Annotated in this window: 13 protein-coding genes and 1 pseudogene; 9 read left to right on the top strand and 5 right to left on the bottom strand. The window is 65.1% G+C overall.

Features of this window, described 5'->3' with window-relative positions:
* A pseudogene (locus GGR61_RS08740) lies at window positions 1-100 on the top strand (IS481 family transposase); the annotation flags it as partial.
* A 110-nt stretch (window positions 101-210) separates the two neighbouring features.
* Here the strand turns inward: GGR61_RS08740 and GGR61_RS08745 are convergent.
* From GGR61_RS08745 to GGR61_RS08760, 4 genes are all read right to left on the bottom strand, one after another.
* On the bottom strand, window positions 211-2,286 hold the full coding sequence (locus GGR61_RS08745; protein WP_184408055.1) for a M13 family metallopeptidase: 2,076 nt from the start codon (window positions 2,284-2,286) through the stop codon (window positions 211-213).
* Between the two features lie 147 nt (window positions 2,287-2,433).
* Entirely contained in the window at window positions 2,434-3,129 is a 696-nt protein-coding gene (locus tag GGR61_RS08750) for a glycosyltransferase (RefSeq protein ID WP_184621168.1), read from the bottom strand.
* A gap of 103 nt (window positions 3,130-3,232) precedes the next feature.
* Window positions 3,233-4,228, bottom strand: a complete 996-nt coding sequence (locus GGR61_RS08755; protein ID WP_184407926.1) for an aldo/keto reductase — start codon at window positions 4,226-4,228, stop codon at window positions 3,233-3,235.
* A 235-nt stretch (window positions 4,229-4,463) separates the two neighbouring features.
* Window positions 4,464-5,360: a LysR family transcriptional regulator gene (locus GGR61_RS08760; RefSeq protein WP_184407925.1), complete on the bottom strand. Its 897-nt coding sequence runs from the start codon at window positions 5,358-5,360 to the stop codon at window positions 4,464-4,466.
* 106 nt (window positions 5,361-5,466) lie between these two features.
* On the opposite strand from GGR61_RS08760, the gene GGR61_RS08765 reads away from it, so the two are divergent.
* From GGR61_RS08765 to GGR61_RS08780, 4 genes are all read left to right on the top strand, one after another.
* The gene (locus tag GGR61_RS08765; RefSeq protein ID WP_184621169.1) at window positions 5,467-5,877 is read left to right on the top strand and encodes a DoxX family protein; all 411 of its coding nucleotides are present in this window, start codon (window positions 5,467-5,469) and stop codon (window positions 5,875-5,877) included.
* 32 nt (window positions 5,878-5,909) lie between these two features.
* A complete protein-coding gene (locus GGR61_RS08770; protein WP_184621170.1) occupies window positions 5,910-6,728 on the top strand; it encodes a class III extradiol ring-cleavage dioxygenase in 819 nt (272 codons plus the stop codon).
* Between the two features lie 254 nt (window positions 6,729-6,982).
* Complete coding sequence (locus GGR61_RS08775) at window positions 6,983-8,227, top strand: putative DNA modification/repair radical SAM protein (protein ID WP_184407922.1); 1,245 nt, start codon at window positions 6,983-6,985, stop codon at window positions 8,225-8,227.
* A 177-nt stretch (window positions 8,228-8,404) separates the two neighbouring features.
* Entirely contained in the window at window positions 8,405-9,844 is a 1,440-nt protein-coding gene (locus GGR61_RS08780; protein WP_184407921.1) for a UdgX family uracil-DNA binding protein, read from the top strand.
* An 813-nt stretch (window positions 9,845-10,657) separates the two neighbouring features.
* Here GGR61_RS08780 and GGR61_RS08785 read toward each other — a convergent pair.
* Window positions 10,658-11,215, bottom strand: coding sequence for a fasciclin domain-containing protein (locus tag GGR61_RS08785; RefSeq protein WP_184407920.1), 558 nt, complete (start codon window positions 11,213-11,215; stop codon window positions 10,658-10,660).
* A 575-nt stretch (window positions 11,216-11,790) separates the two neighbouring features.
* Here GGR61_RS08785 and GGR61_RS21125 point away from each other — a divergent pair.
* The 4 genes from GGR61_RS21125 to GGR61_RS08805 all read left to right on the top strand — a co-directional run bounded on the left by GGR61_RS21125 (window position 11,791) and on the right by GGR61_RS08805 (window position 16,908).
* Window positions 11,791-12,432 (top strand): hypothetical protein, encoded by a 642-nt coding sequence (locus GGR61_RS21125; RefSeq protein ID WP_260287312.1) that lies wholly within the window; start codon window positions 11,791-11,793, stop codon window positions 12,430-12,432.
* A 760-nt stretch (window positions 12,433-13,192) separates the two neighbouring features.
* Window positions 13,193-14,830 carry a Na+/H+ antiporter gene (locus GGR61_RS08795; protein ID WP_184407919.1) on the top strand — a complete coding sequence of 546 codons (1,638 nt, stop codon included), beginning with the start codon at window positions 13,193-13,195 and terminating at the stop codon, window positions 14,828-14,830.
* A 375-nt stretch (window positions 14,831-15,205) separates the two neighbouring features.
* Entirely contained in the window at window positions 15,206-16,150 is a 945-nt protein-coding gene (locus tag GGR61_RS08800) for an ABC transporter ATP-binding protein (RefSeq protein WP_184407918.1), read from the top strand.
* On the top strand, window positions 16,147-16,908 hold the full coding sequence (locus GGR61_RS08805; RefSeq protein ID WP_184621171.1) for an ABC transporter permease: 762 nt from the start codon (window positions 16,147-16,149) through the stop codon (window positions 16,906-16,908). Before GGR61_RS08800 ends, GGR61_RS08805 begins: the two co-directional genes overlap by 4 nt.
* The last annotated feature ends 329 nt before the right edge of the window (window positions 16,909-17,237 follow it).

Here is a 17,237-nt window from a genome sequence, read left to right on the forward strand (position 1 = left end):
AGGTCTGACACCGTACGAATTCATCTGCAAACAGTGGACATCCGAACCCGATCTGTTCAAGGTGGATCCGATCCATCTAATGCCGGGACTGAACACCTAGCAAGTCGCCGGGCAGGCACGCTTGGCCGAATCAAGACGTCCCGATGCTCAGTTTACTGTGCAAGCCATGCCCAGGGGGACATTGATCCGTCCCTGGCGGTGCGGAGTCGATCACCAGATCCTGACACGCTGCTCGGGCGCAAGATACAGCTGCTCGCCCTGCTTCACCTCAAACGCCGGATACCAGGCGTCGATGTTGCGCACGGTCTGCGCGCGGAAGCGTCCGGGGGCGTGTACATCGGTGAGTACTGCATTGCGTAGCGCTGCGTCGCGGTACTTGCTGCGCCAGGCCTGCGCAAAGCCCAGGAAAAAGCGCTGATCCGGGCTGAAGCCATCGATGGTCTGCGGCTGCTTGCCTTGCAGCGACAACTGATAGGCGTCGTAGGCGGTGGCCAGCCCGGCGACGTCGGCAATGTTTTCGCCCAGCGTCAGCTTGCCGTTGACCGCCAGATCGTCGAACGGTTTGTAGGCACTGAACTGCGCGGCGAGCGCGTTGCCGGCGGTCTCGAATTTTTTCAGGTCCTGCGGCGTCCACCAGTTGTGCAGCTCGCCGTGCTCGTCGAACAACGCACCCATGTTGTCGAAGCTGTGACTGATTTCGTGGCCGATCACCGCACCGATCGCGCCATAGTTCACCGCATCGTCGGCGGCCGGGTCGAAGAACGGCGGTTGCAGAATCGCCGCCGGAAACAGCAGTCGGTTTTCCAGCGGTATGTTCAGTGCGTTGACTTCCTGCGGCAGCATGTACCACTCACGGTGATCCACCGGCGTGCCCAGCTTGGCCAGGTTGCGGCGGTAGTCGAACAGGTCGGCACGTTCGACGTTGCCCAGCGCATCGTCGCGGCGCACGTCCAGGCCGCTGTAATCGCGCCAGGTGTCCGGGTAGCCGACCGCGACCGTCAAGCCGGCGATCTTGGCCTTGGCATGCTGCTTGGTTTCCGGGCTCATCCACGCCAGCGCGTCGATGCGCTTGCCGAAGGCGGCGACGATGTTCTTGACCATCTCTTCGGCGCGCGCCTTGGTTTGCGGGCTGACGTACTTTTTCACATAGCGCTGGCCGACCGCCTCGCCCAACGCGGCATTGGTGGCATCGATGCCGCGCTTCCAGCGCTGGCGCTGGCGTGGTGTGCCTTCCAGCGTGGTGCCATAGAACGCGAAGCGCTCGTCGGCGAAGGCCTTGGACAGATAGGGCGAGGCACGGTCCAGCGCGCGGAAGCTGAGGTAATCCTTCCAGGTCTGCAGCGATTCGGACTGCACCAATGCCGACAATCCGGCCACGGCCTGCGGTTGCCAGACGATGAAATCCTGCTGCGCCTTCAATCCGGCCGCTTCGAAGAACAACGGCCAATCCAGGCCGGGCGCATTGCGCACGAAGTCGGCCTGTTTCCACGCATTGGCGCCGGCCTGCACGTTGTTGGTCTGCTCGGCGGTGGCGTGCGCGCGCGCAATCGCCGTTTCCAGTGCCAGGATGTGTTCGGCCTTGGCCGGCGCGTCGCCGATGCCGGCCAGTTCCAGCAGTTTGACGATGTGCGCACGGTAGGCCTCGCGCAGCTGTGCCATGCGCCCGTCGTCCAGATAGAAGCTGCGGTCGGGCATGCCAAGACCGCCTTGCACCAGATACGGCACGTAGCGGTCGGGGTGATGCAGATCCTGCGTGATCCACACCCCGAATAGCCGGTCGGTGTAGAAATTGGTGGAGTTGAGCAGATCCACGTCGGTGCGCAACTGGCCGCCCAGGGTGCGTGCCAATGCCTGCTTGTCGTCCAGCTGCGCAATCGCCTCCAGCGCCGGCTGCACCGGGCGCACCCCTTTGACCTCGATGCCGGCTTCGTCCATGTAGGCGGCGTAGTAGTCGCCGATCTGCTTGTCTTCACCGGTGACGCGGTCGTTGGCGGCGGCGCCTTCGATGATGTCGCGGCTATGCCGTTCGGTCTCGATGGCGATGCTGACGAAGCTGGTGAAGCTGGAGCGGTCGTCCGGAATCCGGGTGGTCTTGACCCAGTTGCCGCTGGCATAGCCGAAGAAGTCGTCGCCTGGCGTCACGCTGCGGTCCATGCCGGCGAGGTCGAAGCCGAAATCGCCGAGCTTGGGGGTGCTGGGCGCCGGCTTGGCCTGCGTGCTGGCCGACGGCGCCTGCGCGAGGTCATCGCGATGACATGCGGCACTGGTGAGCAGGGCGGCAGAGATGGCAGCGATCAGGACAGGACGGGACAAAGGAGCCATGCGGCGCAACTCGAAACTGATACAGACGTTCCAGTGTAAGTTGCCACCGTCGTCGCGTCCCGGGCCAAACAGCGGCGATAACGCGACAGCGGCATTGCGGACACGCCCGGTTCAGCGCCGGCGCTGGTACCAGAAGCCGAGTGCGTCGCGCGTCTGCAGCATGCGCCGGCCGCGCCACAGAAACCGCAGCAGCAAGCCCAGGTGTTCGCGCTTGGAAAAACTGCGCAGCTTGCGGTCAGAGGTGTGCACGGTCTGGCGCAGGATGACGAACCGCCCGCAGCGCGCCAGGGCGCGGCTCAAGGCGACGTCCTCACCGGCGTAGTAGCGTGCGTCGAAGCCGCCTGCGCTGAAGAATGCAGCGCGCGTGCAGAACAGAAAGCACCCGGGCGCGATCCCGCTGACCCGGAAGAACCAACCGAAGATGGCTTGGGCGGTGCGTTCGGACCATGTGCGGTCGCCCTGCAGGTGCACCTGCGCGCCACCACCCACCGCGCCGGCATCCAGCGCGGCAAGCGCTGCGCCGACCACCTGCGGGTTGACCAAGGTGTCGGCATCCAGAAACAGCAGCCGATCGCCTTGCGCCAGTTGCGCACCGGCATTGCGGGCGGCGGCGATATGCCGCAGTTGCACCTCGAGCACCTGCGCATCGGCCGCGCGCGCAAGGGCGGCGGTGTCGTCTCCGCAGCCGTCGGCCACCACGATGACCTCGTACTCCAGCTGCATGGCCTGCGCGCAGGCATGCAGGCACCGCAGGGTGTCGCCGATCAGCGCGGCCTCGTCATGGGCGGGAATCACAAAGGACAGCATGCGGTCGTTTGAAGTCTGTAGGTGATACGGATCAGTGTGCGAGCCGCGCCGGTGCGCTGGTGTGAGCGTGCGGCGCCCACTGCAGGCGGCCGCACGGCATGGGTCAGCGGTTGACCGCGCCCATCATCGCCTCGGGATAGCGGGTGCCGGCGGCGGCCAGCGGCGGGAAGATCGCATCGATACGCGCCAGCTCGTCCGGCATCAGCGCCACATCGAGCGCACCGATGTTTTCTTCCAGATAGGCCAGACGCTTGGTGCCCGGGATCGGGATCAGGTCCTGGCCCTGCGCCAGCACCCAGGCCAACGCCAACTGTCCGGGCGTGATGCCCTTGTCGGCGGCGATCGCCTTCACCTGCTCCACCAGGTGCAGGTTGCGGGTGAAGTTGTCGCCCTGGAAACGCGGCGAATGGCGACGGTAATCGTCGGCATCGAAGTCTTCCGGCGAGGAGAACGCGCCGGTGAGAAACCCACGCCCCAGCGGCGAATACGGAACGAAGCCGATACCGAGCTCGCGCACCGTGGTGAACACGCCGTTGTCTTCCGGCTCGCGCGACCACAGCGAGTATTCGGTCTGCACGGCGGTGATCGGATGCACCGCATGCGCGCGGGCAATGGTGGCTGCGGCAGCTTCCGACAAGCCGAGGAAACGCACCTTGCCCTGTTCGACCAGGCGCGCCATCGCGCCGACCGTGTCTTCGATCGGCACGTTGGGGTCCACGCGGTGCTGGTAGTACAGGTCGATGTGTTCGACGCCCAGGCGGCGCAGGCTGGCTTCGCAGGCGGACTGCACATAGGCCGGGCTGCCATCGATGCCGCGCACCGACGGGTCGTTGGGATCGAGCTTGATGCCGAATTTGGTGGCCAGAAACACTTCGTGCCGACGTGAGGCGATCGCCTTGCCGACCAGCACTTCATTGGTATGCGGGCCGTACATGTCGGCGGTGTCGAGCAGGCTGATGCCGTGGTCGAGCGCGCGGTGGATCACCGCGATCGACGCAGCCTCGTCGCTGCGATCGCCATAGAACGCGCTCATGCCCATGCAGCCGAGGCCGAGTGCAGAAACGGTGGGGCCGGACCGGCCAAGCGTGCGGGTTTGCATGGTGGAAAGCTCCATGTGGGAGAGGGCCGGGGAAGGATGCGGTTGGGCGTGTTAGGGCGATGTGCCGCGATCGGTGAGGCGTTGCGGGCTGGTGTGCGACGCACGCGCGGCAATCGGTGTGCAGCGCGCCGCCGCTGCCGTCATGCACGACGAGCTGGCGATGCCCGCCCCGCCTCGGTCAGTCCGTGCGCGGAAAGATCGCGCCCAACGGCGTAGCCACTTGGTGCCCAGGGCATCAAGCGGTTGCCGGGTCCGCCATGCATTCGACCAGGTAATCGATGAAGCTGCGCACCTTCGGCGCGAGATGGCTGCGGCTGGTATAGACCGCAAAGATGCCGACGTCGGCCAAGGCGTACTCGGGAAGAATGCGAACCAGGCGACCGGCGGCGAGATGGTCGTCGGCCAGAAAATCGGCCTGTATCACGATGCCCAGGCCAGCTAGCGCGGCCACATTGAGGACATGCCCGTTGTTGGCGTGCAGCCCGCCGCGGATACGCACCTCGACCGCGCCTTCCGGCCCGTGAAAGCGCATCTCGTTGCCGCTGGGTGCGTAGTGGTAGAGCAGGCATTCGTGGTCGGCCAGCTCCGAGGGGTGCATGGGCGTACCCGCGCGGGCCAGATAGGCCGGTGCCGCACAGGGCACGACGCGCACCGTTCCCAGGCGCCGCGCAATCAGCGTCGGCGCCGGCTGACGGGTGATGCGGATGACCACGTCGAAGCCTTCTTCGACCATGTCGACCAGCCGGTCGGACAGCGACAGATCCAGTTCCACCTGCGGGTAACGTGCGCGGAAACCGGGCAGCAACGCCGCCAGGCGCTCGATTGCGTAGCTCAACGGTGCATTGACGCGCAATACGCCGGCCGGCTCCAACGCCTGCGCGCCCACTGTGGCCTCCAGATCGTCCAGATCGGCCAGCAGCTGCAGGCAGCGCTGGTAGTAGGCGGTGCCGGCGCTGGTCAGGCTCACTCGTCGTGTCGTGCGGTTGAGCAGGCGGGTGCCCAACCGTTGTTCGAGCGCGGCGACCTGGCGGGTCACGCTGGCGGTGGAGCGGTCCAGCGCGTCGGCGGCGGCGCTGAAGCCGCTGCGTTCGGCCACGGCGGTGAACACACGCATCGCATCCAGGGTATCCATGGATCGTCCGATTGTTGCTTCGATTGCAATAAATTATCCGAATTAAAACTATTTATCATGAATTTGTAAGCAATAGGCTGTGTGGACTCTCACTGGAGCGCGTCGCATGTCCACCGTATCGGCCTCTCCGCATACCGTTGCCTACGGCGCTGCCTTGTTGCGCGTCAGTCTGGGTGCGTTGTTTCTGGCGCATGGCCTGACCAAGCTGCTGGTGTTCACGCCGGCCGGCACCGTGGCCTATTTCCAGTCGCTCGGCCTGCCGGGCCCGCTCGCCTACCTCACCATCGCGCTGGAACTCGGGCTCGGCCTGTCCTTGGTGCTCGGCGTCTACGCGCGTTGGGTCGCCCTGCTGGGCGTGCCGTTGCTGCTGGGCACCATCGTCAGTGTGCATGGCGGCAACGGCTTCGGCTTCTCCAATCCGGGCGGCGGCTGGGAATACCCGGCATTGTGGGCGGTGCTGCTGATCGTGCAATCGCTGCTCGGCGATGGTGCGTTGGCATTGAAGCCGGCGCGTTGAAGCGGCCTGTCGCCCTGTTCGAGGAGTTGCCGATGCCCCGCCTGCCTTCCCTCTATATCTCGCACGGATCGCCGATGACTGCGCTGCAGCCAGGGCAGGTTGGCGAGCGCCTGGCAGAACTGGGCCAGGCCTTGCCGCGCCCGCGGGCGATCGTGATCGCCTCCGCGCATTGGCTGGGCCGTCGCCCGTTGGTCAGTAGCGCTGCCCGGCCGGCGACCATTCACGACTTTGGCGGTTTTCCTGCACCGCTCTACGCATTGGACTACCCCGCGCCGGGCGAGCCGGTGCTGGCGCAGCGGATCGCGGCTCGCCTGGAACAGGCCGGCCTGCATCCGCAGCTGGACCCGCAGCGCGGCTTCGACCATGGCGTGTGGGTGCCACTACGCTTGCTGTATCCGGCTGCGGACATCCCGGTGGTGTCGGTGTCGATCCAGCCCGAACTCGGCCCCGCCCACCAGTTTGCGGTGGGGCGCGCGCTGGCTTCGCTGCGCGACGAAGGCGCGCTGGTGATCGGCTCGGGCAGCATCACCCACAACCTGCACGATCTTCGCCACGGCTACAGCGTCGAACGCGAGGCGCCGTATGTGCGGCCCTTCATCGAGTGGACCGAGCGCAAGCTGGTCGAAGACGACATCCCCGCGCTGCTGGATTATCGCCGCCAGGCACCGTATGCCGAACGCGCGCATCCCACCGACGAACACCTGTTGCCGCTGTATGTGGCGATGGGTGCGGCCGGCGGCGACCGGCTCGGCGCGCAGCGCATCGATGCGGGTATCGACATGGGGTTGCTGGCGATGGACATCTACCGCTTCGATGGCGGCGGCCTGGTTGCGGGGCATGCTGTGGCGTAGCGCCCAATGTGGTCCGGTGCATCCTCCGTGCTCCCGTGCGGGAGAGCGGGAGAGCGGGAGAGCGGGGCGGCTCGCGGCGTAAGGCGTAAGGCGACCCCGCCCGGGGCTGCGGCATGCGCGGGGACGGTGCGGTCTTGCCCCCTGACGCGGCCGCTGGCGACCTCTGCGCGACCCCGTTGCCGCGCTCTGAAGCATTCACGATGCGGTACGGCCCAGTCTCACAGCGTGAGACGCACCCGTCTCATGCTACTGCCGTGAAAATCCTCGACAAGCTCGCAGTGCTGGCCGATGCGGCCAAATACGATGCCTCCTGCGCTTCCAGCGGAGCGAACAAGCGCAATTCGCTCGGTACCGGCGGCATCGGCAGCACCGAGGGCATGGGCATCTGCCACTCGTACACGCCGGACGGCCGCTGTGTGTCGCTGCTGAAGATCCTGCTCACCAACTTCTGCGTGTTCGACTGCGCGTATTGCGTCAATCGGGTGTCCAGCAATGTGCGCCGCGCGCGCTTCACCCCGGAAGAAGTGGTCACGCTGACGCTGGACTTCTACAAGCGCAATTACATCGAGGGCCTGTTCCTCTCCAGCGGCATCATCCGCAACTCCGATTACACGATGGAGCAGCTGGTGGAAGTGGCGCGGCAGCTGCGCGAGGTGCATCACTTCGCCGGCTACATCCATCTCAAGACCATTCCCGATGCAACCCCGGAGTTGCTGGCGGCGGCCGGCCGTTATGCCGACCGTCTGAGCATCAATGTGGAACTGCCGACCGAGCAGGGCCTGACGCTGCTGGCACCTGAAAAAAGCGTTGGCGGCATCCGCGCGGCGATGGGCGAGCTGCGTTGGCGCATCGAGGAAAACCAGCTGGAGCGCAAGGCCGAGAAGGTGCGCCGGGCCAAGCCGCCCCGCTTCGCGCCGGCCGGTCAGAGCACGCAGATGATCGTCGGTGCCGACGACGCCAACGACCGCAGCATTCTGCACACCAGCCACAATCTCTACGGCAATTACCGGATGCGCCGGGTGTATTACTCGGCCTTCAGTCCGATCCCGGATGCCTCGTCCAAGTTGCCGCTGCAGGCCCCGCCGTTGCAGCGCGAGCACCGGCTGTATCAGGCCGACTGGTTGCTGCGCTTTTACGAGTTCAGCGTGGAAGACATTGCGCCGGCGCACTCCAGTGGCATGCTCGATCTCGATGTAGACCCGAAGCTGGCCTGGGCGTTGCGCAACCCGGAGCGGTTTCCGGTGGATTTGAACGTGGCGCCACGCGAGATGTTGCTGCGGGTGCCGGGCCTGGGCACGCGCAATGTGGAGCGCTTGTTGCTGTCGCGCAGGCATGCACGGTTGCGGGTGGGAGACCTGGCACGCTTGCGGGTGCCGATGAAGAAGTTGCTGCCGTTCGTGAGTGTGCTGGATCATCATCCGCGCCAGCGACTGGATGATCCGGTGCGGTTACGCGCGCAGTTGGCGCCAGCGCCACGGCAGGCGAGTCTGTTCGATTGAAACCGCAGCTACCCGCTAGCATCTGGTGCACCGCCGCTTCCGCTGCCTTCTCCCATGTTGCGGGAGAAGGTGCCCGAAGGGCGGATGAGGGCGGCATCACGCGCAAAGGTGCCACCCAACACCAGTGCTTGCGCAGCAACACGACGCTTTTGCCAATCCCCAACCCCGCCCATCGCGATGTTCAGCGCTGACGTTGCGCCGGGTTGGAGTCTTGATGCGTGGCGCGCGTCGGCGCGGGCGGGGTGGTGCGCGCAGGTGGAGCCTGATTCCATTGCATGGAATGGGGGCGTGCAGGGCGGGTTGTTGATGGGGCAGGCGCTGTCGGAGTTGCCGGCAGTGGTTGGTGCGCCACGGGTGTCGGCGGAGTTTCTGCAGATGGCGGGCGCAGTGCTGTGTCATCGCGATCCGCAGCGGTACGCGGTGCTGTATCGGTTGTTGTGGCGGGTGGCGTCCGGTGAGCGGGCGTTGCTGGAGCGGGCGACCGATGTCGATGTGCACCGGGTGGCGCAGTGGCAGAAAGCGGTGCAGCGCGATACGCACAAGATGAAGGCGTTCGTGCGCTTTCGGCGCCTGCCCGGCGAAGAGGAAGACTTCGTGGCGTGGTTCGAGCCCGAACATTGGATCGTGGATCGGGTCGCGCCGTTTTTCGCGCGCCGTTTCGCTGGCATGCGCTGGGCGATTCTCACGCCGTATCGCAGCGTACGTTGGGATGGGCAGGCGTTGACGTTCGGCGAAGGCGCGGTGCGCACGCAGGTGCCGGCCGACGATGCGCAGGAGACGTTGTGGCGGACGTATTACGCGCATATCTTCAATCCGGCGCGGCTCAACCCGACCATGATGCGGCAGGAAATGCCGCAGAAATACTGGAAGAACCTGCCCGAAGCGAGCTTGTTGCCGGAGCTGATCCGCGATGCCGGCGTGCGCGTGCGCGCGATGGCCGAACGTGCGCCCGAGCCTGTGCGGCGGCGTGTGCCGGTAGCACCGGCACCGACTCCGGAAGTGTCCACGCAAAGCCTGGCGCAGTTGCGCATGGCCGCGCGCGATTGCCGGCGCTGCGCGTTGTGGCAACCGGCAACGCAGACCGTGTTCGGTGAGGGGCCGAGCGATGCAGCGGTGATGGTGATCGGCGAGCAGCCCGGCGATGAAGAGGATCTGAGCGGACGACCGTTTGTCGGACCGGCCGGGCGCCTGTTCAACATGGCGCTGGGCGAGATCGGCATCGACCGCGAAACCGTCTATGTGACCAATGCGGTCAAGCATTTCCGCTTCGAGCAGCGTGGCAAGCGGCGGCTGCATCGCAATCCCGAACGGACGCATGTGCAGGCGTGCAGCGGTTGGTTGCACGCCGAGCGTGCACAGCTGCGCCCCGCGCAGATCGTGTGCCTGGGCGCAACGGCGGCACAGGCGCTGCTGGGCAGTGGTTTCCGGTTGATGCAGCAACGTGGCCAATGGCAACGCCTGGACGATGGAACACCGGTACTGACCACGGTGCATCCGTCCTGGGTGTTGCGGCAAGGATCGGACGCGGCGCGCGAAGAGGGCTACCGTGGATTCGTCAACGATTTACGGCAACTGCTGGATGCGCCAGTGGCGATGCGTGCGGTGCCCAGGGCATAGCCCAGGGCATAAAAAATGCGCGCACAACCTGCACGCGCACGGTGTCGGAGAATAAGACACCAAGGGGAGCCACTGGCGAGCCAATGGCTCCGTCACCGCCGCTTCGCGGTTGGGGAGCGATGCCGGGAATGGTTCCAGGCATACGCGAATTGCTTTCAACAAACCAACTGCGCATCGAAGCGCATCTCGATGTGCATTTGGAGCGGCTAACAAAATGACTTCGTGTCAGCCTACTGCAGGCCGGCTATCTGCGGCCTGGTTGCAGTGCCCTTGCCCGCCCAGCGTCGCGGGACACGCTGCAAGTACGTCCTTGTAAGCGCTTACGCGGCATCCATGCCGCGTAAGGTCCCGCGACGCTGGACGGGCAAGGGCCAGTCGAGATGGTCGGCATGCATGGGTTTAAACCAAGCAACCAGCGGAGTCTCTGGTGCGGTGTCCTCGCCGCTGGCGGGACCGTGTGGCGGCATGGATGCCGCCACCGAGCCTCCAGGGATGGATTCACGGCGTGTCCCGCCAGCGGCGAGGGCACCGCGCATTCGACCCACTCAGTGTTTGATCTTGACTTCTGACTGCATCCACCAAGATACGGCCGACAAAACCACTGCACTCACTGACAGGCGCTCGCTCGCCAGGTTTTGTTAGCTGCTCTTAGAGGCGATGGCGTTGCAGCGCTCGCACGGCGTCGCCTGCGGGCGCCGCTGCATAGGTCGTGTGCTTCTTACCTATCGCGACACCCATCGACGGAACCAATCTTGGCTTCGTCGATGGGCGTGATGCGCACGCCAATAGCCGGGTGCGATCAGTCGCGTGCAGTTACGGCATCAACACCTTGTCGACCACATGGATCACGCCATTGCTCTGCATGACATCGGCAATGGTGACGTTGGCCGTATTGCCCTTGGCGTCGGTGATGGTGACCTTCTTGCCGTTGAGCTTGGCGGTCAACGGTTCGCCCTGCACGGTGGTCAGCGTGGCGCTGCCGCCGCCTGCCTTGATCTTGGCGATCAGCGAAGCAGCGTCCACCTTGCCCGGCACTACGTGGTAGGTCAGCACCTTGGTCAGCATCGGCTTGGATTCCGGCTTCAACAGCGTGTCCACGGTGCCGGCCGGTAGTGCGGCAAAGGCGGCGTTGGTCGGCGCGAAGACGGTGAACGGACCCGGGCCTTTCAACGTGTCGACCAGACCGGCGGCTTTGACGGCGGCGACCAGGGTGGTGTGGTCCTTGGAGTTGACCGCGTTGTCGACGATGTCCTTGGTTGCCAGCATCGGCGCACCGCCCACGGTCGGGTTGGATGCGGCGTACACGGGAGTCATTGCGCTGGTCAGGGCAATGGCGGTAGCAACGGCAAGCGACTGGAGTGAGGTCTTCATGGGGCATCGATCCTTTGGTTTAGCGATCGCCTGGATGGCAATCGTGACCCTGGATACGCGGGGAGATGCCGCGCGGATGCATCACGTGTTTTTTACATCGCTGCATGCGATGCGCGCCGTCGCTGTAGCGGTTGCTTGTGGACCGTTGCTGGGTCGATGCGCTGCGGTTGTGCTTGCCGCGTTGGCGGCCGGAGATGCGGTACGGACACATCCAAGGCTGCCACCATCGTTTATCGAGTTACGACGATCTGACGGCTGCGCATGACCGTGCGCTGTGGTCCCCACCGACGGCAGTGGGGGCACGCCTCGGATCAGCGGTCACGTTTGGGCATGACTGTCCATGCCGCAGGTGCATGTACTGCCGATGAGCGCCCTTCTGCGTGAAGCCGCAATAACCACGCGCGGACGGCGCATTTTTCCAGTGCGGTTGCAGGGTTTCAGCCGTGTACTCTCGTGTCGACAGAAGGCATCGCGATTGCCGAGACGCATCGAACAGATCCAGTTCACAAGGTAAGCGATCGATCATCAGAGAGTCGCCTGGCTTCAACCGATCAACCGACAGAGGGTGCGAAGAAATGAAGCCGGAGCGCGCGCAGTTCAACACGATCGTGAGAGGTGCATGGCTGCTTGCAGGCACGCTGGCCGTGTTCGGCGCCGGGCAAGCAGTCGCTGTCGCACCAGCGTCCGCAACGTCATCGACTGCTGGCGCCGCCGCACGCGGCCTCTATCGCCCCGGGCAGAAGTGGATCGTGCCGGGCGAGTGGGAGTTCAGCATCGATGCTGCGCGGCCTGCAAAGGTCAGAATCCATCCTCAAGGCGGCGGATCCTGGGTTCCCACGCAGGTGCTGTTGCTGAGTTACAGCTACAAGAACATCGGGTTCGATGACAGCGCCAGTGTCAAGGGCGGTGGTCCGTCAACGCTGGCGTTCTCGAAAGCCCATCTCGATGTGGTCGATGCCAACGATGCGGACAATGGTGGTGTCGGCAATTACCCGGTGCATCTCCAGCTCGTTCAAGACGCCGATGGTCGAAAGGTCGGGCAGGCAATGGTGGGTGCGCAGTGGCCGTACGCATTCAAGAAAAAGCCCAGGACGCTCAGGGTGACGGTGAGTCACTACGATTCCAGGTTGCAACTGCATGCCGCGACATTCATCGTTCCGGTCGAGGCTACGCGCACTTCCACCGCGCATGCGAAACAGCACGTGCATCGCACGTGAGCGCATCGAGGCGCGAATTGGCAGGCGCCGTGCGCCGGAATGCGGGGTCGTCAGGGCGGGCGATGTGCTTGCCGGCGGGGTGGGCTGCGGCACCTGCGGCCGCGCGACGCACCGGCAATCCTGCGATAGATCGACGGCATTGCCGGGTTGCTCATCAACCTGGCCCGGTCAGGCCGCGTACCGCTTCACTGACGACGCGGCTGCGCCTTCGATCGCCGCTATGACAGCGCGCCTGCAGGCTCCGATCCGCTGCTGCGCCGCCTGCATGTCGCCGGTGACACATGCTTGGCCGTAGCTGTCGTCGACAAGCCAGCGGCGCCGCGCTGCGCAGCGTCTTCTGGTCCATGCAATCGGACCGCGATCGGACGGAGTCAGCGCGCAGGTTTCGGTGTCTGCCAATAGGGCGTCGCTGAGCGGCGGCCTGTCGTCGTAGGGCGTACTGCGCGCGCACTCGTAGCGTCGCAATGCCGGGATTCCGATCCCGCTCTACCTGCATGCCGGCCGCCTCGCTGGAGCGCTACTGCACCATCGCGCCGGCCTGCCCATGCGCTGGCGTATCCGTCGGGACCGGCGCGATCCACGCCAGCTTCGGGCATTGCGTCCGCACGTTTTGGTGGTAACGCTGCCGTTGCGTGTCACGCGCAGGCAAGAAGGGGCGGAGGTTTCCTCGCCCGGTGCAAACCGGTATGTTCCTGTTGGCACGTTGTTGTGCATCGCACGATGCGATGCCGCGCGCACCGTTTCTTCTTCCGGGTTTTCCATGCATTCGATCGATGTCGTCCTCGCCATGTTGCTGGCGGTCGCGGCCAGCGGTTATCTGATCCGCATCCTGCCGTTTTCGCTGCCGTTGCCGTTGGTCCAGATTGCGCTTGGCGCGGTGGTTTCCGGTGTGTTCGATGCGGGGCATGAGCTGGAACCGGAACTGTTCTTCCTGCTATTCCTGCCGCCGCTGCTGTTTCTGGATGGCTGGCGCATTCCCAAACAAGGCCTGTTCCGCGACAAGGCGGCGATCCTGGAACTGGCGCTGGGCCTGGTTGTGTTCACCGTGGTCGGTGCAGGCCTGCTGATCCATTGGTTGATCCCGGCGATGCCGTTGGCGGTGGCTTTCGCGCTGGCGGCGATCATCTCGCCGACCGATCCGGTGGCGGTGTCCTCGATTGCCTCCAAGGTGCCGATTCCCAGGCGGCTGATGCACATCCTGGAAGGCGAATCGCTGCTCAACGATGCCTCCGGCCTGGTGTGCTTCCAGTTCGCGGTGGCGGCGGTGCTGACCGGCACCTTCTCGATCGCCAGCGCCTCGCTGACCTTCCTGTGGGTGGCGCTGGCCGGGCTGGCGCTGGGGGTGGCGACCACGTTCGGGTTGAGTCGTATCCAGGCCTGGATCTGGCGCCATTTCGGCGAAGAACCCGGTTCGGCGATCCTGGTGAATCTGCTGACCCCGTTCGCGGCCTATCTGCTGGCCGAAGCCTTCCATGCCTCGGGCATCCTGGCCGCGGTGGCCGCCGGCGTCACCATGAGCTACGTGGAAATGGCCGGCAACGCGCCGGGCAATATGCGGCTGCAGCGCTCGGCGGTGTGGGACACGGTGCAGTTCACCTTCAACGGCATCATCTTCGTACTGCTGGGCGAGCAGTTGCCGGGCATCCTGGACGGCGCGGTGCGCAGCGTGCAGGAAGCCGGGCACCTCAATCCGTGGTGGCTGGCGGTGTACGTGGCCACCATCAGCGCCAGCCTGATGGCGCTGCGGTTCGTGTGGGTGTTCCTGTCGCTGCGCTGGAACATCTTCAAGGCGCAGCGGCGCGGCGAGGCGCATGTCAGCCCGCCGTGGCGGATCGTGGTGGCGGTGTCGCTGGCCGGTGTGCGCGGTGCGATCACGCTGGCCGGCGTGCTCACGCTGCCGTTGATGCTGGAAGACGGCTCGCCATTTCCTGCCCGCCAGCTGGCGATCTTCCTGGCCGCCTCGGTGATCCTGGTGTCGTTGCTGGTGGCCAGTGTGGCGCTGCCGCGGCTGCTGCGCGGCCTGGAGTTGCCGGAAGAAGAAGACGAGCAGCTCAAGGAAGACCTGGCGGTGAAAGCCGCCTCCCAGGCGGCGCTGGAGGCGGTGGAAAAACTGCGTCAGCGGCTGGTGCACGACAGCACGCATGCCGAGCGCTACAACGCCGCCGCCAACCAGGTCAGCCAGCGCTATCAGCGCAAGCTCGGTGCGGTGGACATGGCCGAGACCGACCCGGAAGAGGCCGGCGCCTACGAGCAGGCGCTGCGCCAGTTCCGTCATGCGGCATTGGTGGCCGAGCGCAACGAGTTGTTCAAGCTGGCGCGACGGCGCGAGATTTCCGACGACCTGTCGCGCCGGCTGGTGCGCAATCTGGATCTGATCGAGTCGCGCAAGCGCGCTTGAGCGCGTGGGAATCGGGAATCGCAAGAGCGCCAGCGTCTGCAGGGTTTGGGGAGGCGCGCGATGAGGCGCTATCGGTCAACCTTCATCGCGCCAAGCGCGCTTCAATGTAGGTCAATGCAGGAATAGGCGGGCATGCGATGCGGTGGGCCTGCACGGCCCAGCTCGCTGATGCCACATCCGGGGCGGCTGACGAAACGTAGCGGCTGCGTGCGATGACTGGCATTGGACGCGTCGGTCGTGACCGCCTGCGGTCTGCGCAGCAGCGCTGTTGGCCGCTCAAGGTCGCGTGTCGGGAGACACTATCCCATCAGCAGCTCTCCCATCTGGACGGCGTACGGCCTACCCTGTGCCGCTGATCGTTCCAGTGCAGAAGACATGACTCCAATCGTTTCCATCCAGGGATTGAGCAAGACCTACGCTGGCGGTTTTCAGGCGCTCAAGCAGGTGGATCTTGAGATCCGGCGCGGCGAAATCTTCGCGCTGCTCGGTCCCAACGGCGCCGGCAAGACCACCCTGATCAGCATCATCTGCGGGCTGATCAATCCGAGCACCGGCACGGTGCTGGCCGATGGCCACGACATCGTGCGCGACTACCGCGCCGCGCGCGCCAGCATCGGCCTGGTGCCGCAGGAGCTGGCCACCGACGCGTTCGAAACCGTGTGGGCCACCGTGCGCTTCAGTCGCGGCCTGTTCGGCAAGCCGGCCAATGCGGCGTACCTGGAGACGGTGCTGCGCGAGCTCTCGCTGTGGGACAAACGCCACAACAAGATTTCCACGCTGTCCGGCGGCATGAAGCGGCGCGTGCTGATCGCCAAGGCGCTGGCGCACGAGCCGCGCATCCTGTTCCTGGACGAACCCACTGCGGGCGTGGACGTGGAGCTGCGCCACGACATGTGGCAGATGGTGCGGCGGCTGCGCGAGCAGGGCACCACCATCATCCTGACCACCCACTACATCGAGGAAGCCGAAGACATGGCCGACCGGGTCGGGGTGATCAATCGCGGCGAGCTGGTGCTGGTGGAAGACAAGCACACGCTGATGCGCAAGCTCGGCAAGAAGCAGCTCACGCTCAGCCTGCAGGCGCCGCTGCAGTCGGTCCCGGGCGCACTGGCCGATCTGCCGCTGGAACTGTCGGCCGACGGCAACAGCCTGATCTACACCTTCGACACCCAGGCCGAGCAGACCGGCATCGGTGCGCTGCTGCGCCGGCTCAACGAGCAGGGCATCGACTTCAAGGACCTGCATTCCAGCGAGAGTTCGCTGGAGGAGATCTTCGTCAACCTGGTGCATGGCGCCCGCAACGTTGAGGTGCGCGCATGAACCGGCATGCGATTGCGGCGATCTACCGCTTCGAAATGGCGCGCGCCTTCCGCACGCTGACCCAGTCGATCGCCTCGCCGGTGTTGTCGACATCGCTGTATTTTGTGGTGTTCGGCGCGGCGATCGGTTCGCGCATGGGCGACATCGACGGCATCAGCTACGGCGCCTTCATCATTCCGGGCCTGGTGATGTTGTCCTTGCTCAACGAGAGCATCTCCAACGCCTCGTTCGGCATCTACATGCCGCGCTGGGCCGGCACCATCTACGAAGTGTTGTCCGCGCCGGTGGCGTGGTGGGAGATCGTGATCGGCTATGTGGGCGCGGCGGCGACCAAGTCGGTGCTGCTGGGGCTGTTGATCCTGCTCACCGCGCGGCTGTTCGTGTCTTACGAGATCGCGCATCCGGTGTGGATGCTGGGCTTTCTGGTGCTCACCGCGCTGACCTTCAGCCTGTTCGGCTTCATCATCGGCATCTGGGCCGACGGCTTCGAAAAACTGCAGGTGATCCCGCTGATGGTGGTGACGCCGCTGACCTTCCTGGGCGGCAGTTTCTATTCGATCAACATGCTGCCGCCGCTATGGCAGAAGGTCACCCTGTTCAATCCGGTGGTCTATCTGATCAGCGGCTTCCGCTGGAGCTTCTACGGCAAGGCCGATGTGCACATCGCGGTGAGTACTGGCATGACCTTGCTGTTCCTGCTGGTGTGCCTGGGCGTGGTGGCGGCGATCTTCCGCAGCGGTTACCGGCTCAAGGCGTGAGTGGGGAATGCAGTGGTGTTGTCGGCCGCATCCTGGTGGATGCCGTCGGAAGTTCAGGTCAAACGCGTCGGAAGCCCAGATCAAACGCTGAGCGGGTCGAGTGCGCGGTGCCCTCGCCGCTCGCGGGACACGCCGTAAACCCATCCCTGGGGGCTCGGTGGCGGCATCCATGCCGCCACACGGTCCCGCAAGCGGCGAGGACACCGCACCGAAGTGAGTCGGTTGCTTTGTTAAAAACCACACACACCGATCATCTTCACTGGTCCTTGCCCACCCACCGGCGTGGGACCTTACGCGGCATGGATGCCGCGTAAGAGCCTACAAGGACG

This window comes from Xanthomonas sp. 3058, assembly GCF_014199765.1.
In the GTDB taxonomy this organism is placed as follows: domain Bacteria; phylum Pseudomonadota; class Gammaproteobacteria; order Xanthomonadales; family Xanthomonadaceae; genus Xanthomonas; species Xanthomonas campestris_B.